Here is a 21,078-nt window from a genome sequence, read left to right as displayed (position 1 = left end):
CGGCTTTGCCTAGAGAGAAGGAATTGTCGTGCTAACGATCTACAACACACTCAGCAAGACCAAAGAAGTCTTCAAGCCGCTGGATGGCAACAAGGTGCGCATGTACGTGTGCGGCATGACCGTATACGACTACTGCCACATCGGCCACGGCCGCAGCATGGTGGCTTTCGACCTGGTCACCCGCTGGTTGCGTTTCAGCGGCTATGACTTGACGTACGTGCGCAACATCACCGACATCGACGACAAGATCATCAACCGTGCCAATGAAAACGGCGAGTCGTTCGACGCGCTGACCGAGCGCATGATTGCCGCGATGCACGAGGACGAGGCGCGCCTCAACATCCTCAAACCGGACATGGAGCCACGCGCCACGGACCACATCCCGGGCATGCACGCGATGATCCAGACCCTGATCGACAAGGGTTACGCCTACGCTCCGGGCAATGGCGACGTGTACTACCGCGTCGCCAAGTTCATGGGCTACGGCAAGCTGTCGCGCAAGAAAATCGAAGACCTGCGCATCGGCGCGCGTATCGAAGTGGATGAAGCCAAGCAAGACCCGCTCGACTTCGTGCTGTGGAAAGGCACCAAGCCGGGCGAGCCGAGCTGGGAGTCGCCATGGGGCGCCGGGCGGCCGGGCTGGCACATCGAATGCTCGGTGATGTCCACCTGCTGCCTGGGCGAGACGTTCGACATTCATGGCGGCGGCAGCGACCTCGAGTTCCCGCACCACGAAAACGAAATCGCCCAGAGCGAAGCCGCCACCGGCAAGACCTACGCCAATGCCTGGATGCATTGCGGCATGATTCGCATCAATGGCGAGAAGATGTCCAAGTCCTTGAACAACTTCTTCACCATCCGCGACGTGCTGGCAAAGTATCACCCGGAAGTGGTGCGTTACCTGCTGGTGTCGAGCCACTACCGCAGTGCGATCAACTACTCGGAAGACAACCTCAAGGACGCCAAGGGCGCGCTGGAGCGGTTCTACCACGCGTTGAAAGGCTTGCCGGTGGTTGCTCCGGCCGGTGGCGAAGCGTTCGTTGAGCGCTTCACCCAGGTGATGAACGACGACTTCGGCACCCCAGAAGCCTGCGCCGTGCTGTTCGAGATGGTGCGCGAGATCAACCGCCTGCGCGAGAGCGATCTCGACGCCGCCGCTGGCCTTGCCGCACGCCTGAAAGAACTGGCCAGCGTGCTGGGCGTGTTGCAGATGGAAGCCGATGACTTCCTCCAGGCCGGCGCCGAAGGGCGTGTGGATGCGGCTGAAGTCGATGCGCTGATCCAGGCGCGCCTGAACGCACGGGCCAACAAGGACTGGGCGGAATCCGACCGTATCCGTGACCAACTCACCGCCATGGGCGTGGTGTTGGAAGACGGCAAGGGTGGGACGACGTGGCGCTTGGCTGATCAGGCTTGATTGCTAAAGGCTGAATAAAAAACGCCCCGACTGGTTCGGGGCGTTTTTTTTTGCACATCGTTTTAACGGCTCACTCGATCCACTGTGGAAGCTGGCTTGTGTGGGAGCGGGCTTGCTCGCGAAAGCGGAGTGTCCGTCAACAAATCTGGCGACTGATACACCGTATTCGCGAGCAAGCCCGCTCCCACACAAGCCCGTTCCCACATTTATACTGTGTTCACTTGAGCGATCAGCGGCGGCTGCTGACTTCGGCAGGCACATCATCACCCGCCATGCGCTTACGGAACAGTGCCGTGCGCGCCAGCAGCAATGTGGTCACCGGCACCGTGATCGACAACAAAATCGGAATCAACCAGCCGTGCAACACCGGCCCGGACTTGAGTGCCGAAAAGTACACAATCGACGCCAATGCCACACACCACGCGCCCAACGTCGAAGCCAGCGCCGGCGGGTGCATGCGTTGAAAAAAGTCCTTCATGCGCAACAAGCCGATTGCGCCGATCAAGGCGAACACGCTGCTCGACACCAGCAGCACGGCCACGATCACTTCCACCCATAACGGCATCATTCAATCACCTCGCCACGCAGCAGGAATTTCGCCAGGGCAAACGAGCCCACGAAGCCAAACAGTGCAATCAACAGCGCCGCTTCAAAGTAGGTGTCACTGGCGTAACGAATGCCCAGCACCAGCATCATCAGCATCGCCAGCATGTACAGGTAGTCCAGCGCCAGGACCCGGTCCTGGGCCGAGGGGCCCTTGAACAGGCGCACCAGGGTCAGCACCATGGCCAGGGAAAACAGGAACAGGCTGAACAGGATCGCATTGGAGAGCAGGGCGCTCATTCGAAGATCTCCATCAGGGGCCGCTCGTAGGTGGATTTGAAGTGCTCGATAAACGCCGCTTCATCCTCCAGGTCGAACACGTGCAACAGCAGGATGCTGCGGTCCAGCGCCAGTTCCGACCAGATGGTGCCGGGCACCACGGTGGTGATCATCGACAGCGCGGCGAGGCCGTTGGCGTCGCGCAGGTCCAGGGGGATCTTGATAAAGCGCGAACGCGGTGGGCGTGTGCCGCAGGTCAGCACGCCCCAGGCCACTTGCAGGTTGGACGCGATCACGTCGCGGCCGACCACGAAGAACAGGCGGATGATCACCCCGGGGCGGCGGATGCGGATCGGCAACGGCCGCAGCGGCGCCATCAGCAACGGCGCGAGAACGCCCAACAACGCGCCGAGCAGCAGGTTGCCGGGGCTCACCGACAGGTTCAGCACCAGCCATAACAACCACAGAGCCAACGACAGCCACGGAGCAGGGAACAGGCGTTTCATGGCTGCACCTCCAGCGCGGCGCTCTTCGCTTCGGGGCTCGGCACCGGACGCGTGGCCATCACCGCCATCACGTAGTGCTCGGGGTTGTTCAGGCTCACGGCCGTGGCCTGGGTGTAGCGCATCAGCGGTTCGGCCTTGAAGGTCAACAGGATACTCAACCCGAGCAGGAAGAAGATCGGCACGCACTCATAGCGGCGCAGCAGCGGCGAGGGGCGCTCTTCCGGCGTCCAGAAGCGCTGGATGCCCAGGCGCGCGAACGCGATCAACGAGGCCAGGCCAGAGAGCACCAGCAGCACCACCAGGCCCCAGGCTGCCGGACGGATCGGCGCGTCGACGCTCACGCCCAGGCCCAGTGGATTGATCAGCGCGCTGAGCAAACTCAGCTTGCCGATAAACCCGGACAACGGCGGCATGCCGATGATCAGCAACGCGCAGGCGATAAAGCTCAAGCCGAGGAACGCCATGGTCCAGGGGATCACCTGGCCGACCACGGCTTGCTGTTCATCATCCAGGTTCACCCCCGGACGCGGATGCAGGGATTCCATGGCCTTGGGCAGCGCATCGATTTCCTCATCCAGCGGCAAGTCGTTGGCCGAACGCGAACGCTCGATCAACTCCGCCAGCAGGAACAGCGCACTCAACGCCAGGGTCGAGCTGACCAGATAAAACAGCGCGCCTGCTGTCAGGCTCGGCTGGGCGAAACCCACGGCCGACAGCAAGATCCCCGCCGACACCAGGATGCTCAAGCTGGCCATGCGCTCCAGCCGTTGTGCCGCGACCATCGCCAGCGCCGCGCCGATAATGGTTGCCATGCCGCCGTACACCAACCAGTCACCGCCAAACAGCGCCGACGCACCGGCCTGGCCGGAGAACAGCAGCGTCCACAAGCGCAGCACGGTGTATACGCCGACCTTGGTCATGATCGCAAACATCGCCGCCACCGGCGCACTCGCCGAGGAATAGGCAGGAGCCAGCCAGAAGTTCAGCGGCCACATGCCGGCCTTGGCCAGGAACGCGGTGGCGAGGATCGCCGCCCCCGCATGCAGCAGGCCACGATCCGCCTCCGGCACCAGCGGAATTTTCAGCGCCAGGTCGGCAAAGTTCAGCGTACCCGTGACACCGTAGATCATCGCCGCGCCAATCAGGAACAGCGACGAGGCCAGCAGGTTGATTGCGATGTAATGCAGCCCTGCCGACACCCGCGCACGGCCCGAGCCGTGCAGCATCAGGCCGTAGGATGCCGCCAGCAGCACCTCGAAGAACACGAACAGGTTGAACAGGTCGGCGGTGAGGAAGGCGCCGTACAGGCCCATCATCTGCACCTGGAACAAGGCGTGGAAACTGGTGCCGGCACGGTCCCAGCGGGCCATGGCGAACAGCAGCGCGCTCACGCCGATGATGCCGGTGAGTACCAGCATCAGCGCCGACAGTTGGTCCACCACCAGCACGATGCCGAATGGCACCTGCCAGTTGCCCGGCAGGTACACGCCAATCGAACCGGGGCCGCCTTTTTGCGTCCAGTACAGCAACAGCACCGCAATCCCCAGGCCCAGCACGCTGGAGAACAGGTTGATCTTGGCTTTCAGCGGCCGGCGTTTTTCGCCGAGCATCAACATCAGTGCAGCGGTGAGCAGCGGCAGCAGGATCGGGGCGATGATCAGTTGGTTGACCCAATTCATTCCTTGGGCTCCCGGCCGTCGACGTGGTCCGTGCCGGTCAGGCCCCGGGAGGCGAGCAGCACCACCAGGAACAACGCGGTCATGGCGAAGCTGATTACGATGGCCGTCAGCACCAGGGCCTGGGGCAGCGGATCGGTGTAGTTGAGCAGGTCTTGCGGCACGCCGTCCTTGATGATCGGCTCCTTGCCGATAAACAGGCTGCCCATGCTGAAGATGAACAGGTTGACCCCATACGACAGCAGGCACAGGCCCATCACCACCTGGAATGTCCGTGGCCGCAGGATCAGCCACACACCGGAGGCCGCGAGGACCCCGATGGCAATTGCGATGACTTCTTCCATCAGGCGGCTCCTTCCGTTGCGGCAACCACTTTGGCCTGGTTGCTTGGTTTGTGTGCGCGCACCGATTGGTGACCGAGGGCGGTGAGCATCAGCAGCGTCGAGCCGACCACCATGGCGTACACGCCGACGTCAAAGAACAGCGCGCTGGCCACATGAATGTCGCCCAGCAGCGGCAGGCTGAAATGCCAGGTGTGGGTGGTCAGGAACGGGTAGCCGACAAACAGCGCACCCAGCCCGGTCAGCGTCGCCGACAGCAGGCCGAAGCCCATCCAGCGCATCGGCCGCAGGCTCATCTGCGCCTCGACCCACTGCGTACCGGCGACCATGTATTGCAGGATGAACGCCACCGACATCACCAGCCCGGCGACAAACCCGCCGCCCGGTTGGTTGTGGCCGCGCATGAACAAGTAGAACGACACCACCAGCGCAATCGGCAGCAGCAGGCGCACCAGCACTGCGGGCACCATCATGAAGCCCAGCGCGGTGTCGCTGGCCTGGCGCGGGTTGACCAGGTCAGTGGCCACGTCCGGGGCCAACTGACGCTGTTGCGCGGGCAGTTGCATGCTCTCCTTGGACGGGCGGAAACGTCGCAGCAGCGCGTACACCGTCAGCGCCACGGCGCCGAGCACGGTGATTTCGCCGAGGGTGTCGAAGCCGCGGAAGTCCACCAGCATCACGTTGACCACATTGCTGCCGCCGCCTTCGGGCAGGGCGCGGCTGAGGTAGAACGAGGAAATATCGTTGGGCGTCTGGCGCGTCAGCATCGCGTAGGACAGCAACGCCATGCCGCCGCCTACCACGGTGGACAGCAGAAAGTCGCGCACCCGGCGAATCCGCGCCTTGCGCAGGCTGCCCGGCAGGGGCGAAACCTCTTCGATCCGTCGTGGCAACCAACGCAAGCCCAGCAGGATCAGCACGGTGGTCACCACTTCCACCACCAGTTGGGTCAAGGCCAGGTCCGGCGCGGAGAACCACACGAACGTGATGCAGGTCATCAGGCCGCACACGCTGACCATGGTCAGGGCTGCCAGCCGGTGATACTTGGCTTGCCACGCGGCGCCGACGGCGCAGGCAATCGCCAGCAGCCACAAGGTAACGAACACGATGGAACCGGGGATCTTCGGCCGGTCGCCCCAGCTGAGGCTGCTGTGCAGCATCGGGATGAGGCCTGCGACCACCGCCGCCAACACCAGCAGGAACAGCTGGGTTTGCAGGCGTTTGGTGCTGATGCGTTTTTCGATCTTGCGTGCACCGCGCATCATCACAACCAGGCAGCGCTCGAAGCCGCGCTTGCCGTTGAAGTAGCTGATGATCGGCGGGTAATCGAAGCGCCCGCGCTTGAGTTGCTTGCGCAGCAACAGGTAGAGCACCACGCCGCAGGACATCGCCACCAGGCTCATGATCATCGGCGCGTTCCAGCCGTGCCAGATCGCCAGGCTGTACTGCGGCAGCACGCCGCCCACCACGGGCAGTGCGGCGGCAGCGAGGATCGAGCCGACCATCTGCGCCGGGAAGATCCCTACCAGCAGGCAGGTGAACACCAGCAGTTCCACCGGCGCGCGCATCCAGCGCGGCGGTTCGTGTGGCGTATGGGGCAGGTTGGTGGCTGTCGGGCCGAAGAACACATCGACCGTGAAGCGCAGCGCGTAGGCCACGCTGAACGTACCGGCGATGGTGGCGATCACCGGCAGGGTGATTTCCACCCACTTGGTCGCCGAGATGAACACGGTTTCGGCGAAGAACATTTCTTTGGACAGAAAACCGTTAAGCAGCGGCACGCCCGCCATGGACGCACTGGCGACCATCGCCAGGGTCGCGGTAAACGGGATCAAACGCACCAGACCACTGAGTTTGCGAATGTCACGGGTGCCGCTTTCGTGGTCGATGATGCCCGCCGCCATGAACAGCGAAGCCTTGAAGGTGGCGTGGTTGAGAATGTGGAACACCGCAGCGACGGCGGCCAGCGGGCTGTTGAGGCCCAGCAGCAGGGTGATCAGCCCGAGGTGGCTGATGGTGGAATAGGCCAGCAGGCCCTTGAGATCGTTTTGAAACATCGCGCAGTACGCGCCGAGTAGCAGGGTGATCGCGCCGGCGCCGCCGACGATGTAGAACCATTCTTCGCTGCCGGACAGCGACGGCCACAGGCGGGCCAGCAAGAACACGCCGGCTTTCACCATCGTCGCCGAATGCAGGTAGGCCGACACCGGCGTGGGGGCCGCCATCGCGTGGGGTAGCCAGAAGTGGAAGGGGAACTGCGCGCTTTTGCTCAGCGCGCCGATCAGCACCAGGGCGAGCATGATCGGGTAGAGCGCGTGGGCGCGGATCTGCTCGCCCGCCGCCAGCACCTGGTCGAGGTCGTAGCTGCCGACGATATGCCCCAGCAGCATCACGCCTGCCAGCAGGCACAAACCGCCGGCGCCGGTGACCATCAACGCCATATAGGCACCGCGTCGCGCGTCGGCGCGGTGGTGCCAGTAGCCGATCAGCAGGAACGAGAACAGGCTGGTCAGTTCCCAGAAAAACACGATCTGGATCAGATTGCCGGAGATCACCAGCCCGAGCATCGCGCCCATGAAGGCCAGGAAAAACGCAAAGAAGCGTGGCACCGGATCGTCCGGCGACATGTAATAGCGCGCATACAGCGACACCAGCGTGCCGATGCCCAGTACCAGCATCGAGAACAGCCAGGCAAACCCGTCCATGCGCAACACGAAGTTCAAGCCCAGGCTGGGCAACCACATGAATTCTTCGCGGATCACGCCACCGTGGGCGATCTGGGGGTAGAGCAGGGCGACTTGAACGGTGCCGACCAGGGCCACCAGGCCGGCCAGTAGGGATTCGGTGTTACGTGCGTTATGCGGCAGCAAGGCTGCCAGACAGCTGCCAAGAAACGGCAGCAGCAGTAGAACTATCAGGGACATAGGCTTCTAATCTGCGGGAGTTTGGGATGCATCATACGTGCCGCTTTCTCGATCACCAAACGGCAACATGTGGCAGGATCCTACAAGGTAGGCCGAAAACTCCCAATACGCACTTATACGCAGCAACCAATGTTGGAATGCAATCCCCGTAGTGAGCGGGCTTGTCCCGCGCTGGGTGGCGAAGCCGCCCTAAACCCAGACAGCTCGGTTTGCTTGAAAGAATGCAGTGACTGGATTGGGGCCGCTTCGCCACCCAGCGCGGGACAAGCCCGCTCACTACAAAGGCGTGTTGATGGGGCTTAGCCCAGACGCTCCTGCTCCAAGTCACTCTCTAACTCGGCTGCCTTCTGCCCTTTGGTCTTCATCTCACTCACAATCACCGCCGCTACAATCAACGCCGCTCCTACCATCGCAATCGGTGGAAAACGCTCCCCGGCAATCCGTCCGACCACACCGGCCCACACCGGCTCCCCGGCATAAATCAGCGTGGCCCGCGTTGGCGAAACACTCTGCTGCGCCCAGTTCATCGCCACCTGGATCACCGCGCTGGTCAAGCCCAGGCCCACCGCGCTGAACAGCAGCAACCACGAGAACCCCGGCAAGGCCTCGCCCATCGGCACCACCATCATGAACGACAGCACCGAGGCCGTTGCCAGTTGCACCACCGTAACCCGGCGCACATCCACCTGCCCGGCATAGGCACCGATCAAAATGATTTCGGCGGCTATGGCTATTGCACCAATCAATGTGGCGATTTCGCCGGGGCTGAAGTTCAACGATGCGCCCGCAGGCCCCGTCAACAGCATCAAGCCGGTGAACGCCAGCATGATGCCAATGCTTGGCATCAACCCTGGGCGCCGGCCCAGCACCAGCCATTGCAGCAAGGGCACAAAGGGCACATACAGCGCGGTGATAAACGCCGACTGGCTACTGAGGATCGTCTGCAAGCCAATGGTCTGCAAACCGTAGCCAAACATGATCGCCACGCCGATAAACACCCCGGCCTTGAACTCGAACAAGGTCAGGTCACGCAAGGTCCGCAAGGAAAAGAAGCCCACCACAATCGCCGCGGCGGCAAAGCGCAGCCCCACGAAAAACATCGGGCCGCTGACGGTCATGGCGTGTTGCACCAGCAAGAAGGTGCCGCCCCAGATCATGGTGATGAACACCAGGATGCATTCGGCTTTGCTGAAACGGTTGAAACGCGAGGGGGATTTGGCGGTGGTCATGGCGGCTCGGTCTTGCAAGGGGAAGGCACGGACCGCACAATGCGCCGCACGCTGGGCAGTATACTGCGCACACCCACCCATTGAGCAATATAGTGCACAAAGAAAATCCGCAACGGGCCTCGGTCCTGCAGCACGTCAGCCAGAACGTTCGTCGCCTGCGCCACGCCGCCGACTTGAGCCAGACCGCGCTCTCGGAAAAGTCCGGAGTCAGCCGGCGCATGCTGGTGGCCATCGAAGCCGGCGAGAAGAATGTCAGCCTGTCCACGTTGGACCGGGTGGCCGAAGCCTTGGACGTGGCGTTCAGCGACCTGATCCAGGCCCCGGATGTGCGCGACCACAGCCGCATCAACGAGCTGGCCTGGGCCGGTGAGATCGACGGCAGCAAGGCGGTGTTGCTGGCCAAGGCCACCGCGCGGCGCGAAGTGGAACTGTGGGAGTGGCGCCTGGAGCCCGGCGACCGTTACTGCCCGGACCCCGACCTCGAAGGCTGGAGTGAGCAACTGTTTGTGTTCGAGGGCAGCCTGACCCTGGTCGTGGCTGGCGTAGAAAACCGCATCGGCGCCGGCGAGTTTTTCATGTTCGCCAGTCATCAGCAGCACACCTATCGCAATGACGGTGACGTCGCGGTGCGCTTTATCCGCAACGTGGTGATCTAACTGTTTGCCACGCAACAGTGGATGCACAGTTTGCTGGTTTGAAACGCGCTCCATCCCAGGACTTCCTCAGCAAGCCGCTGATTTTATTGGCGATTAAATTCAGGCACGACTCCTGCAATCACTCCGTTATCCCATCGGAGCCTGGAGTCGGCCCATGTCTGCCCACCCTTTACACCCTGCCCATATCATCCGCTCGGACGCGCAAGCCATCGAGATCGCCACGCGCCTGGCCGCCCGCTTTGCCGTCGAGGCCAGTGAGCGCGACCGTGAGCGTCGCCTGCCCGTCGCCGAGCTTGAAGAGTTTTCCGCCAGCGGTCTGTGGGGCATCACCATTCCCAAGGCCTACGGCGGTGCCGAGGTGTCTTATGTGACCGTGGCGGAGGTGATCAAGTTGATCTCCGCTGCCGACCCGTCCCTGGGGCAGATCCCGCAAAACCACTTGGGCGTGGTCGACATCCTGCTGCAAACCGCCAGCGAGGAACAAAAGTGTTACTACTTCGGCAAGGTCCTGGCCGGTTATCGCTTTGGCAATGCGTTCTCCGAAGCCAAAAGCAAAAACGCCGGCACCTTTGATACGCAAATCCGCTTCCATGGCGACAGCGCGCAAATCAATGGCGAAAAGTTCTACTGCACCGGCGCGCTGTTCGCCCACATCGTGCCCACCGTCGCCAATAACGAAAAGGGTCAGGCATTTATCGCCTTCGTCGAGCGTGATGCCCAGGGCCTGAACGTGATCGACAGCTGGGACGGCTTCGGTCAGCGCACCACCGCCAGCGGCGGCGTGACCCTCGATGGCGTCAGCGTACCCCTGTCTGCCGTCATCCCTGCGCACCAAGCGTTCGACCAGCCCACCGCCAACGGCCCGATCTCGCAGATCATCCAGGCGGCGGTCGACACCGGCATCGCCCTCGGAGCCCTTGAGCAAGCGAAAATCTTCGCCCGCCAGGCGCGCCCGTGGATCGACAGCCAGCAGGAGCACGGCTGGCAAGACCCGTTCACCATCGCCGCCATCGGTGACTTGGAATGGCGTGTGCACGGCACTGAAGCCATCCTCGCCAAGGCCGGCCGCGCCGTCGACCACGCCCTCGCCGAACCCAGCGAAGACAGCGTCGCCCACGCCTCGCTGGTCGTCGCCCAGGCCAAAGTGCTGTCCGCCGAAACCGCCTTGCTGGCCAGCAGCAAACTGTTCGAACTGGCCGGCACCCGCTCGGTCACTGGCAAGCACAACCTCGACCGCTTCTGGCGCAACGCCCGCACCCACACCCTGCACGACCCGGCCCGCTGGAAATACCACCTGATCGGCAACTTCGTGCTCAACGGCGTGAAACCCGCGCGCCACGCCTGGAACTGAGGAACTCACCCATGACCGCATTGAACCTTGCGCGCCAACTGCTGGACAGCACCCGCCGCCATGTCGAGAAAAGCGAAGACCCTTATGTGATCAGCCGCTTCGGCGACTTGCAGATCCGCGTGGACGTGGCTGCCGCCTTGCTGGAACGCGCCGAAACCCATCCCGGCCCGGTGGCTGCCACCGAAGCGCAGATCGCCGCCGCCGAAGCCTTGATCGCCGCGAGCAACGCCGAATTCGAACTCACCGGCCAACGCACCGCGCTGCCCTCGACCCTGGATGATCCGTTGCGCGCGAAGTACCAGATCGTCGGCAACTACCACCTCAACGGAGTGCTGTGATGTCCCGTGAAATCCGCTTGAATGCCTTCGACATGAACTGCGTCGGCCACCAGTCTCCCGGTTTGTGGGCGCACCCGCGTGACCGTTCGTGGCAGTACAAGGACCTGGAATACTGGACCGACCTGGCCAAGATCCTTGAGCGCGGCAAGTTCGACGGCCTGTTCATCGCCGACGTGCTGGGGATCTACGACGTGTACCAAGGCAACGGTGAAGCGGCGATCCGCCAGGCCACCCAAGTGCCGGTCAACGACCCGCTGTCGCTGATCGCGCCGATGGCCCTGGTCACTGAACACCTGGGGTTTGGCCTGACGGCCTCGCTGTCCTTTGAGCACCCGTATCCGTTTGCGCGGCGTCTCTCCACCCTCGATCACCTGACCAAGGGCCGTATCGGCTGGAACATCGTCACCTCCTACCTGGAAAGCGGCGCCAAGAACCTCGGCCAGAAAGCCCAGACCGAGCACGACGCCCGCTACGACTACGCCGAGGAATACCTGGAGGTTTGCTACAAACTCTGGGAAGGCAGTTGGGAGGAGGGTGCGGTGCTGCGCGACCGTGAACGCCGCATCTTCAGCGACCCGAGCAAAATCCACGAGATCCGCCACCTCGGCAAACACTTCCAGGTGCCCGGCATTCACCTGTGCGAGCCTTCGCCGCAGCGCACTCCGGTGCTCTACCAGGCCGGTGCTTCCAGTCGCGGCAAGCAGTTCGCCGCCGAACAGGCCGAATGCGTATTTGTCGCTGCGCCGTCCAAGGTGCTGCTGAAAAAGACCGTCGCCGACATCCGCCGCCGTGCCGCCGAGGCCGGGCGCGATCCGAAGAAGATCCTGATCTTCAACTTGCAGACGGTGATCGTCGGCGAGACGGACGCGAAGGCCAAGGCCAAGTTTGATGAGTACAAGTCCTACGTCAGCTACGAAGGCGCGATGGCGCTGATTTCCGGCTGGACCGGTATCGACTTCAGCCAGTTCAAGCCGGATGAGCCGCTCAAGCATGTGCACACCAATGCGATCCAGTCGGCGGTGGAAGCGTTTTCCACCGCTGATCCGAACAAGGTGTGGACACCCAATGAACTGGCCGACTGGGTTGGCATTGGTGGCTTTGGCCCGCTGTTTGTCGGCGGCCCGGAAACCGTGGCGGATCTGCTTCAGGAATGGGTGGACGAGACCGACGTGGACGGCTTCAACCTGGCCTACGCATTGACCCACGAGACCTTTATCGACGCCGTGGAGTTGCTGGTGCCGGAGTTGCAGAGGCGCGGTGTGTACAAGACCGAGTACGCCGAGGGCACGTTGCGCGAGAAGCTGTTTGGCGACGGGGCGCGATTGACGGCCGCTCATCCCGGTGCGGCGTATCGCACGTTAGGCCATGTTGAAGGGCGCGCCAGCAGGGCGTAATACATCGACTTGATAGTGAGGCTTGCTGACCGCCTAACGGCAAGCCTCTTGCTAGTGACGGATAACCTATTTTTGAATGTGCAAAACTCCATCACTTACGTTGATAGTGTCCGCGCCGTCGGAAGTAGTTCCTATAAAGTCGAAAGTACCGTCGAGTAATTTGTTGTTTGAGTCGGGTACAGAAGTAAGTTTCAATGTCCCGCTCACAGCCTGATAGGCTATGAATCTCTGATTCATGTCGTAAAAGAAGGATCTGACTTGCTGGCTGGTTGCGCTTATTGCATAAATGCCAGCGGTAAGGTTGTCGGCGATTCGTATGCTGAGGATGTGGGTGGAGGTATTGGGTCTATCTACATATTGACGTGACCAGGCCAGGATTGAAGAAGGCATATCGGAGTCGACTTCGTAGGTGTACTCGACCTCGGTGGATCGATAGTCCCAGTCAATCGCGCCGGTGATTATGGCCGACACCGAACCCTCATCATCGGTTTTTTGCTCTTCGCTATAACCCATTACATTCAGTGCGCCATTGGTTACACCAATGGCATGGGAACCGCTCTGTGCGTCAAAGTTGAAGTCTGCTGTGAACGATTGATTCTGCTCGTTGACGGTAACGGTTATTGAACCACTTTTCGCAAGATAGTTATGCCAGGTTCCAAATATGGACTTGACATAATAGGCGCTGGCATCGCCAGCAGAGTGGCCACCCAATAAATATTTTTTTTGGTTGACGTTGCCTTCCATCGGGATAGAGAACGTAAAGAGTTGGTGGGTGCCGGTGCCGTTTTCTGGTGCCTCTGCAATCACGGTCCATGTATTGAACGTGTCATTGGGGTAAAAGGTGAACCTATTGGCAGAAAAGGATGCGAAATCAGGATCGTTGTTAAGGGAGGCTGTGCAAGTTCCGATTGTGTCATTGGAATGGTTTTTTCTGAAGAGCGTCATACCGAATGTCCACTGTGTGAAAAAGGGAGGAGTAGGTTATCGGGGGCGATGGGGTTTTTATACTGTCAAAGGTGACAGGTTTAATCCGTGATTTGTTTAGAATAAATAGCAATTACGGAGGGCAATCAGTCATTGGCTAAAATGTTGCTCTCGCAACAGCGAACACACACTTTGTTCAATCCGCACCGAGCGCCGGGGCGATGATAGGTGAGAAACAGCAGGGTTTCGGCGGATGTGCCTGTAGGCACGACTCCTGCACTGCATCGATACACACCACTCTCAGCCAGCGGACCACCGCACGCTTAACCCTCTATAGGAATACTCCCTATGAGCGTGCATGAACTAAAACGCCCGCTGGCCGTGGAATGGCCCGCCGAACTGCTTGGCAACCTGCCCAAGGCCCTTGAACAACTGCACCACTGGGCGCAGATCACCCCGCTGCACACCGCCTTGCGTCACAAGCGCCAGGGCCAGTGGTATGCGTGGCGCTGGATCGACGCCTTGCGTGACGTTGAGCGCCTGGCCGATGGTTTGCGCCAGCAAGGCTTCAACGAGCAGTCGCGCTTGGTCTTGTGCGGTGCGTTTGAGCCGAACCTGTTGCTGCTGGCCCTGGCCGCCCAAGCCGTCGACGGGCAGGTGCTGACCTTGGCCGATGACCTGGAGGCGGAAGCGGTGCAGCACCAACTATGGCGTATCCGCCCCAGCCATTCTTATGTGCAAGGCCGTCAGCAACGGCACTGGGCGTGCGCCAACCCGCTGGATTTCGTCCAGTTGCTCGGCCCGGTCGACCCCGCGCAACACCTCGTGCGTTGGTGGCAACCGGCCGGCGAAACCGCCTTGTGGAGCGAAGAGGGCACCCACTGGCAGGGCGGCCTGGCGGTGCTGCTGGAGCAGTGGCTCAACACCGGCCACGGCTTGGCTTTCCCGGAAAGCCTGGCCTCGGCGCAGCGCGACCGCCGCGAAGTCGCGCCCACCGGCTTGCTGTTGTCTGCCGAACGCCTGCAGCACCTGGCTGCGGAAATCGAAAGCCGCCTCGCGCCCCACGGTACCTGGCGCCGACGCCTGTGCGAGTGGGCCATCGCCCACCCGCAAAGCGGCCTGCGCCGGCTGCTGAAAAACCGCGTGCGCAAGCTGCTCGGTTTCCAGCGCCTGGCCTACATCTGGCAACCCCTGAAAGCCACCGCTTCGCCTACGTGGCTGGCTGAATTCAAACGGGACATCGCATGAGCCAAACCATTCTCCAGGTACGCGACATCTCGCTGTCGTTCAAAGGGGTCAAGGCGATCAATGCCTTGTCCTTTGACGTGCAGCGCGGTGAGATCTGCGCGTTGATCGGGCCCAACGGCGCGGGCAAGAGTTCGTTGCTCAATGTGCTCAACGGCGTGTATCGCTTCGATGCCGGCGAGATCGTCTTCGAAGACCGGCACTTTCACCGCATCGACCCATTGGGTGCGGCGCGCCGCGGCATCGGCCGCACCTTTCAGAACAACGCGCTGTTCAAGAAAATGAGCGTGCTCGACAACATCCTCACCGGCCTCTCGCGGCATATGCGCAGCACGTTCATCGAGCAAGCCCTGGGCCTGCCCCGCGCACGCCGCGAGGCCGAAGCGTTCCGCCGGCGCGCCCAGGGCATGCTCGAATTTCTCGAACTGCAAGCCCACCGCGATGTGCTGGTGGGCAACCTGTCCTACGGCCTGCAAAAGCGCGTGGAGTTGGGCCGGGCGCTGATCGCCGGGCCCAGTCTGTTGCTGCTCGACGAACCCATGGCCGGCATGAACGCCGAGGAAAAACAGGAGATGGCACGTTTCGTCGCCGACGTTAACCGTGACCTGGGCACCACCGTGGTGTTGATCGAACACGACATCGGCGTGGTGATGGGCCTGTCCCACCACGTGGTGGTGCTCGACTACGGACGTAAGGTCGGCGACGGCACGCCCGCGCAAGTGCAAGCCAACCCCGAAGTGATCGCGGCCTACCTGGGAGCGGCGCACTGATGACGTTCTTCTTCGAAACCCTGCTCGGCGGCCTGCTCGCCGGCACCATGTACTCGCTGGTCGCCATCGGCTTTGTGCTGATCTACAAGGCCAGCGGCGTGTTCAACTTTGCCCAGGGCGCGATGCTGCTGTTCGCCGCGCTGACCTTCGTCAGCCTGCATGATCAGGGGGTGCCGTTTGCCCTGGCGTTGCTGCTCACGGTGATCGTGATGAGCCTCGGTGCGCTGCTGATCGAGCGCCTGGTGCTGCGGCCCTTGGTGAACCGTTCGCAGATCACCTTGTTCATGGCCACGCTCGGCCTCTCGTTCATCATCGAAGGCCTCGCCCAGGGCCTGATGGGCTCGCAGGTGCGCGCTCTGGATCTGGGCATCGACGATGTGCCGCTGTTCGTCGGCCCGCTGATGCTCAGCCAGTTTGACCTGATCGCGGCGGCGGTGGCGGTGGTGCTGGTGACGGTGTTGGCGCTGTTGTTCAACAAGACCCGCATCGGTGTGTCGTTGCGCGCGGTGGCGGATGACACCACGGCGGCGCTGTCCATCGGTATCAACCTCAACCGTATCTGGCAGATCGTCTGGGCCGTGGCCGGGGTGGTCGGGCTGGTCGCCGGGCTGTTGTGGGGCGCGCGCCAGGGCGTGCAGTTTTCGCTGTCGCTGGTGGTGCTCAAGGCCCTGCCGGTGCTGATCATCGGCGGCTTTACCTCGATTGGCGGGGCGATCGTCGGCGGGCTGATTGTCGGGGCCGCGGAGAACCTCGCCGAGGTGTATATCGGCCCGTTGATCGGCGGCGGCATCACGCCGTGGTTCGCCTACGTATTGGCCCTGGCCTTCCTGTATATCCGTCCCGCCGGCCTGTTCGGCGAGCGCGCCATCGAGCGAGTCTGAAACCATGTCGATTCCTGTTGCGCAACACTGCGCGCCGTTGGTGCTGATCCAGCGGCGCCTCCCTTGGGGCCTGATCGGCCTGTTGGCGCTGGCGTTCATCGTGGTGCCGTTGTGGGGCAATGACTACTGGCTGAACGCGATCCTGATTCCGTTCCTGGTGTTGTCGCTGGCCGGGCTTGGCCTGAACTTGCTGACTGGCTACACCGGGCAAACTTCGGTGGGCGCGGCGGGTTTCATGGCCGTCGGCGCGTTTGCCACCTATGGCTTTCTGCTGCGTCTGCCGGAGCTGGGCTTGCCGGTGGCGCTGCTGGGCGGTGGGATTATCAGCGCGCTGGTCGGGCTGTTGTTCGGCCTGCCCAGCGCGCGGATCAAGGGCTTCTATTTGATGGTCACCACCTTGGCCGCGCAGTTTTTCCTGGAGTGGCTGTTCGTCAAATTCCCCTGGTTCTACAACTACGGGTCCTCCGGGACCATCTCCGCGCCGAAGCTGGCGCTGTTCGGCCATGACCTCAACACGCCGCTGGGCCGCTATCTGCTGACGCTGGTGACGGTGGTGGTGTTGACCTGGACCGCGATCAACCTGGTGCGCAGCCAGGTCGGACGCAACTGGATGGCGATCCGCGACATGGACACCGCCGCCGCCGTGGTGGGCATCCCGGTGGTGCGCTACAAGCGCCTGGCGTTTGCCGTCAGTTCGTTCTACCTCGGCATCGCCGGTGCGCTGTGGGCCTTTGCCTACCTGGGCACGGCGAGCGCCAGCAGTTTCGACATCAATCGCTCATTCCAGATCCTGTTCATCATCATTATCGGCGGTATGGGCAGCATCGCCGGCAACTTTGTCGGTGCGGCCTTTATCAGTTTGCTGCCGATTTTCCTCAGTCATGCTGGGCAGGCGTTGTTCGGCGGCGCGGTGGATGCGGGGCAGTTGCAGAACCTGCAAAAAATCATCTTTGGCGTGTTGATCATCGTGTTCCTGATCAAGGAACCCGAGGGCTTGATTCGCTTGTTGCACAACCTGCGTGACCGTGTGCGGCAGTGGCCGCTGCGTTTCTAACTTCCCAAGAGAATCCTTCATGCGTGCATCCTTGAAACGTTCTTTCGCCGGTGCTGCCTTTGCACTGGCGGCATTGGCCGGTGCTGTGCCCCAGGCCGTGGCGTCGGCCGATCAGCAATTTATTCCCCTGGCGACCTATCGCGTCGGCGCCTATGCGTCCAGCGGCGTGCAGGTGTGGGCCGGAATGATCGACTATCTGCGCTATATCAACGAGGTCGAAGGCGGTATCAACGGCGTCAAGCTGGTGTGGCAAGAGTGCGAGACCGAGTGGACGGCGGAGAAAGGCATCGAGTGCTACGAGCGCTTCAAGAACGGCCTGGATGGCGCGCCGGTGGCGGTGTACCAGCCCAACGGCGCACCGGCGGCGTATGCCCTGAGCGAGCGTGCGGAAGTGGACAAGATCCCGCTGATCACCCTCGGATACGGGCGCACCGAGGCCACCGACGGCACGGTGTTCCCGTACAACTTCCCGGTGATGCTGACCTTCTACAGTGAGGCGTCGACGCTGGTGAACTACATTGCTCAGCGCGAGGGTGGGTTCGACAAACTCAAGGGCAAGAAGATCGCCACCGTCTACCACGACTCGGCCTATGGTCGCGAAACCCTCGGCCCGCTGAAGCTGCTCGCCGAGAAGTACGGCTTTGAAAATATCCAGATCCCGGTGGCCGACCCAGGCAACGAGCAATCGGCACAATGGCGCCAGGTGCGCCAGGCCAACCCGGACTGGGTGTTCCTGCGCACCTGGGGCGTATCCACCCCGGTGGCGGTGAAGACTGCCGCACGCTTCGGCTTTCCGGTCGACCACATCATCGGCGACATCTGGGCCAGTTCCAGCGAAGACGTGTTGCCCGCTGGCAGCTCAGCCAAAGGCTACCTGGCGCTGACGCCTTACCCGGCCGGTGCCGACTTCGAGATCCACAAACGCCTCAAGCACTACATCCTCGACAAGGGCCACAGCGACCTCAAGGACCTGAAAAACTTCGGCAGCGTCTACTACAACTCCGGCCTGGTGAATGCCGCCGTGGCGGTGGAAGCCATACGTACCGCCCAGGCCAAGTTCGGCAAGCGCCCGCTCAACGGCGAAGAAGGCCGCTGGGGCCTGGAGCACTTGAATATCGACGACGCTCGCCTCAAGGACATGGGCTACCTGGGCCTGATGCAAAACCTCAAGCTGTCGTGCCGTGACCACGAAGGCGGCGGTTCGGCGCGGGTACAGCAATGGGACGGCGCCAACTGGACGTTGGTCAGTGAATGGATCCCGGCCGACCGTGCACTGTTGCGGCCGTTGATCGACGAAAAATCCGCCGCCTTCGCCAAGGAAAAAGGCCTGACGCCGCGCACCTGCATCGGGGATGAATAAACCATGCACCAGCCCGCCGCTGCATCCGCCACCCCGTCGTTGCTGACGGTCAACGACATCGAAGTGATCTACGACGGTGCGATCCTGGCGGTGGCCGGGGTTTCGCTGCACGTGCCCAAGGGCGCCATCGTCGCCTTGCTCGGCGCCAATGGCGCAGGCAAGAGCACCACACTCAAGGCGATTTCCGGCCTGGTGCGCGCCGAGCGCGCCGAAGTCAGCCGGGGGGTGATTGAGTACGCCGGCGCCGACCTGGCCGGTGTCGACCCCAGCCAGCGCGTGCGCCAAGGCATGGTTCACGTCCTGGAGGGCCGCCATGTGTTCGGCCAACTGAGCGTGGAAGACAACCTGCGCAGCGGCGGCTTTGTGCGGCGCCTGAGTCGCCAGGACATGGAGCACGACCTGGAGCGTATCTACAGCTGGTTTCCCCGGCTCAAGACCAGGCGCCACACCCGCGCCGGGCTGACCTCCGGCGGCGAGCAGCAGATGGTCGCCATTGGCCGGGCGTTGATGACCCGTCCTACTTTGGTACTGCTCGACGAGCCGTCCATGGGTTTGGCGCCTATGATCGTGCAGGAGATTTTCGCGATCATCGCTCAGCTCAACCGCGAGCAGCAGGTGAGCTTCCTGATCGCCGAGCAGAACATCAACGTCGCGCTCACCTATGCGTCCCACGGTTACGTGCTGGATACTGGCCGCGTGGCCTTGAGTGGCAACGCGGCGCAGCTGCTGGCGCGGGGCGACTTGCACGACATTTATCTGGGTAAACAGTAAAGGCGAACAGGCATGACTGACTCCATCCGCAACGCCGATGTTTTGATCATCGGCGGCGGGCTAAGTGGCACGATGCTCGCGGTGCAACTACTGCGCCGGCCGGGCCAGCGGCGGATTCTGGTGATCGAACCGCGCGCCGAACTCGGCCGTGGCGAGGCCTACAGCGCAGTTGAGCTGGGCCACACGTTGAACGGCAACGCCGCACGCATGAGCGTCGACCCGGACAACGCCGATGACCTGACCCAATGGCTCACCGACTACATCGGTGCCGGTGGCTGGCCGCAGGCGCACCAGCAGCGCGTGCCGATCAGCGAATTGTTCCCACCGCGCGGGATCTTTGGCTTGTATGCGCAGCAGCGGTTGGCGCAGGCCCAGGCGTTGTCGGCGTCGACGGTCGAGCATGTGCGCGGCGAAGTGGTCGATGTGCAAGTGGATGAAGCGGCGACGTTGTTGACCCTGGATAACGGCCAGCAACTGCGCGGCGCCTTTGCGGTGCTGGCCACCGGAATGTTTCCGGCGGCGCGTACGCCGCAGACCGAGTCCAGCGGTTTGAACGCGGCGGCGGTTGACCCATGGGACGTGAGCAGCATGACCCAGATTGACCCGCAGGCCAGCGTGCTGATCATCGGCTCCGGGCTGACCATGGTCGACGCCGTGGTGTCCCTGGAACTGGCCGGGCATCGCGGGCCTATCGAGGTTTTTTCACGGCATGGGTTGTTGCCCCATGTGCGTCGGCAGCCGCCGGCCTGGGTGGACTTTCTCGCCGAAGACCCGAGCCTGCGCAGCCCTCGGCAACTGCTGCGCGAGGTGCGCCGCCAATGCCGGATCGCACAGGCCCAGGGCATCGATTGGCAAGCGCCGCTGGACACCGTGCGTGCGCATATCGGCCGGTTGTGGAGCCAGGCCAGTGAGCGGCAAAAGCGTCAGTTCGTGAGGCATGTGCGGCCGTGGTGGGAGAGTCATCACCACCGCTCACCGCCGTTGAGCGCGCAGTTGGTGGCGCGCTTGCATGAAGCGGGGCGCTTGCGTATTCAGGCGGCGTCGTACAAAGGCCTGGAGCCGTCGGTAGACGGCGTTTGCATTCGCGTGCGCTATCGCGGCGAGCAGGCAATCACTCGGGTTCGGGGGGCGGCGCTGATCAACTCCAGCGGCATCGAATATGACTGGCGCCGCGTAGCCCGGCCGCTGCCACAGCAATTGCTCAAGCGCGGCTTGATCCGGCCCGGGCCGCTGGCATTGGGGATTGCGGCAGATGCGGGTGGGGCGGTGGTGGACTCGCAAGGGCAAGTCAGCAGCCGTTTGTTCGCCATGGGCCCGCCGTTGCGGGGGCTGTGGTGGGAAAGCACGGCCGTCACCGACGTAGCACTCCAAGCCAAAGCCCTCGCCTCAAAACTGACCCCGACCTTGTAGTGAGCGGGC

Annotated in this window: 20 protein-coding genes; 12 read left to right on the top strand and 8 right to left on the bottom strand. The window is 62.5% G+C overall.

The genetic code is table 11. From position 1 onward, the window contains the following. The first annotated feature begins 28 nt into the window (after window positions 1-28). Window positions 29-1,417: a cysteine--tRNA ligase gene (gene cysS, locus PSH81_RS16675; RefSeq protein WP_305391103.1), complete on the top strand. Its 1,389-nt coding sequence runs from the start codon at window positions 29-31 to the stop codon at window positions 1,415-1,417. Between the two features lie 229 nt (window positions 1,418-1,646). Here cysS and PSH81_RS16670 read toward each other — a convergent pair whose 3' ends face one another. From PSH81_RS16670 to PSH81_RS16640, 7 genes are all read right to left on the bottom strand, one after another. Next, the gene (locus PSH81_RS16670; RefSeq protein ID WP_192296598.1) at window positions 1,647-1,985 is read right to left on the bottom strand and encodes a Na+/H+ antiporter subunit G; all 339 of its coding nucleotides are present in this window, start codon (window positions 1,983-1,985) and stop codon (window positions 1,647-1,649) included. Then, on the bottom strand, window positions 1,982-2,260 hold the full coding sequence (locus tag PSH81_RS16665; RefSeq protein ID WP_105522735.1) for a K+/H+ antiporter subunit F: 279 nt from the start codon (window positions 2,258-2,260) through the stop codon (window positions 1,982-1,984). Before PSH81_RS16665 ends, PSH81_RS16670 begins: the two co-directional genes overlap by 4 nt. Next, complete coding sequence (locus PSH81_RS16660; RefSeq protein ID WP_192296597.1) at window positions 2,257-2,745, bottom strand: Na+/H+ antiporter subunit E; 489 nt, start codon at window positions 2,743-2,745, stop codon at window positions 2,257-2,259. Before PSH81_RS16660 ends, PSH81_RS16665 begins: the two co-directional genes overlap by 4 nt. Then, entirely contained in the window at window positions 2,742-4,424 is a 1,683-nt protein-coding gene (locus tag PSH81_RS16655) for a monovalent cation/H+ antiporter subunit D (protein ID WP_192296596.1), read from the bottom strand. The genes PSH81_RS16660 and PSH81_RS16655 overlap by 4 nt, the downstream gene beginning before the upstream one ends. Then, the gene (locus PSH81_RS16650; RefSeq protein WP_003192163.1) at window positions 4,421-4,765 is read right to left on the bottom strand and encodes a Na+/H+ antiporter subunit C; all 345 of its coding nucleotides are present in this window, start codon (window positions 4,763-4,765) and stop codon (window positions 4,421-4,423) included. Before PSH81_RS16650 ends, PSH81_RS16655 begins: the two co-directional genes overlap by 4 nt. Beyond that, window positions 4,765-7,686 (bottom strand): monovalent cation/H+ antiporter subunit A, encoded by a 2,922-nt coding sequence (locus PSH81_RS16645; RefSeq protein WP_192296595.1) that lies wholly within the window; start codon window positions 7,684-7,686, stop codon window positions 4,765-4,767. The genes PSH81_RS16650 and PSH81_RS16645 overlap by 1 nt, the downstream gene beginning before the upstream one ends. 299 nt (window positions 7,687-7,985) lie before the next feature. Then, window positions 7,986-8,915 (bottom strand): DMT family transporter, encoded by a 930-nt coding sequence (locus PSH81_RS16640; protein ID WP_226456406.1) that lies wholly within the window; start codon window positions 8,913-8,915, stop codon window positions 7,986-7,988. Between the two features lie 92 nt (window positions 8,916-9,007). Here PSH81_RS16640 and PSH81_RS16635 point away from each other — a divergent pair, with 92 nt between their 5' ends. From PSH81_RS16635 to PSH81_RS16620, 4 genes are all read left to right on the top strand, one after another. Next, complete coding sequence (locus PSH81_RS16635) at window positions 9,008-9,571, top strand: helix-turn-helix domain-containing protein (protein WP_226456405.1); 564 nt, start codon at window positions 9,008-9,010, stop codon at window positions 9,569-9,571. Window positions 9,572-9,725: 154 nt separating this feature from the next. After that, window positions 9,726-10,922, top strand: coding sequence for an SfnB family sulfur acquisition oxidoreductase (locus PSH81_RS16630; RefSeq protein WP_305391102.1), 1,197 nt, complete (start codon window positions 9,726-9,728; stop codon window positions 10,920-10,922). A gap of 11 nt (window positions 10,923-10,933) precedes the next feature. Then, window positions 10,934-11,260 carry an acyl-CoA dehydrogenase gene (locus tag PSH81_RS16625; protein ID WP_192296590.1) on the top strand — a complete coding sequence of 109 codons (327 nt, stop codon included), beginning with the start codon at window positions 10,934-10,936 and terminating at the stop codon, window positions 11,258-11,260. Then, the gene (locus PSH81_RS16620) at window positions 11,260-12,654 is read left to right on the top strand and encodes an LLM class flavin-dependent oxidoreductase (RefSeq protein WP_305391101.1); all 1,395 of its coding nucleotides are present in this window, start codon (window positions 11,260-11,262) and stop codon (window positions 12,652-12,654) included. The genes PSH81_RS16625 and PSH81_RS16620 overlap by 1 nt, the downstream gene beginning before the upstream one ends. 66 nt (window positions 12,655-12,720) lie before the next feature. Here the strand turns inward: PSH81_RS16620 and PSH81_RS16615 are convergent, their stop codons facing one another. Continuing rightward, complete coding sequence (locus tag PSH81_RS16615) at window positions 12,721-13,599, bottom strand: DUF6252 family protein (protein ID WP_305391100.1); 879 nt, start codon at window positions 13,597-13,599, stop codon at window positions 12,721-12,723. 327 nt (window positions 13,600-13,926) lie between these two features. Here PSH81_RS16615 and PSH81_RS16610 point away from each other — a divergent pair, with 327 nt between their 5' ends. Genes PSH81_RS16610 through PSH81_RS16580 form a run of 7 tightly spaced genes read left to right on the top strand, consistent with a single transcriptional unit; the run spans window position 13,927 to window position 21,069 of the window. After that, on the top strand, window positions 13,927-14,826 hold the full coding sequence (locus PSH81_RS16610; RefSeq protein ID WP_305391099.1) for an AMP-binding protein: 900 nt from the start codon (window positions 13,927-13,929) through the stop codon (window positions 14,824-14,826). Next, the gene (locus PSH81_RS16605; RefSeq protein WP_226456401.1) at window positions 14,823-15,593 is read left to right on the top strand and encodes an ABC transporter ATP-binding protein; all 771 of its coding nucleotides are present in this window, start codon (window positions 14,823-14,825) and stop codon (window positions 15,591-15,593) included. Before PSH81_RS16610 ends, PSH81_RS16605 begins: the two co-directional genes overlap by 4 nt. Beyond that, window positions 15,593-16,474, top strand: coding sequence for a branched-chain amino acid ABC transporter permease (locus PSH81_RS16600; RefSeq protein WP_192296586.1), 882 nt, complete (start codon window positions 15,593-15,595; stop codon window positions 16,472-16,474). The genes PSH81_RS16605 and PSH81_RS16600 overlap by 1 nt, the downstream gene beginning before the upstream one ends. A 4-nt stretch (window positions 16,475-16,478) precedes the next feature. Beyond that, window positions 16,479-17,528 (top strand): branched-chain amino acid ABC transporter permease, encoded by a 1,050-nt coding sequence (locus PSH81_RS16595; RefSeq protein WP_226456400.1) that lies wholly within the window; start codon window positions 16,479-16,481, stop codon window positions 17,526-17,528. Between the two features lie 19 nt (window positions 17,529-17,547). After that, window positions 17,548-18,888 (top strand): ABC transporter substrate-binding protein, encoded by a 1,341-nt coding sequence (locus tag PSH81_RS16590; protein ID WP_226456399.1) that lies wholly within the window; start codon window positions 17,548-17,550, stop codon window positions 18,886-18,888. Between the two features lie 3 nt (window positions 18,889-18,891). Next, complete coding sequence (locus tag PSH81_RS16585; protein WP_305391098.1) at window positions 18,892-19,659, top strand: ABC transporter ATP-binding protein; 768 nt, start codon at window positions 18,892-18,894, stop codon at window positions 19,657-19,659. A 12-nt stretch (window positions 19,660-19,671) separates the two neighbouring features. Continuing rightward, a complete protein-coding gene (locus PSH81_RS16580) occupies window positions 19,672-21,069 on the top strand; it encodes an FAD/NAD(P)-binding protein (protein ID WP_305391097.1) in 1,398 nt (465 codons plus the stop codon). Window positions 21,070-21,078 lie beyond the last annotated feature (9 nt).

It is taken from the genome of Pseudomonas sp. FP2335 (assembly GCF_030687535.1).
In the GTDB taxonomy this organism is placed as follows: domain Bacteria; phylum Pseudomonadota; class Gammaproteobacteria; order Pseudomonadales; family Pseudomonadaceae; genus Aquipseudomonas.
This window is presented reverse-complemented; position numbering and strand designations above follow the sequence as displayed.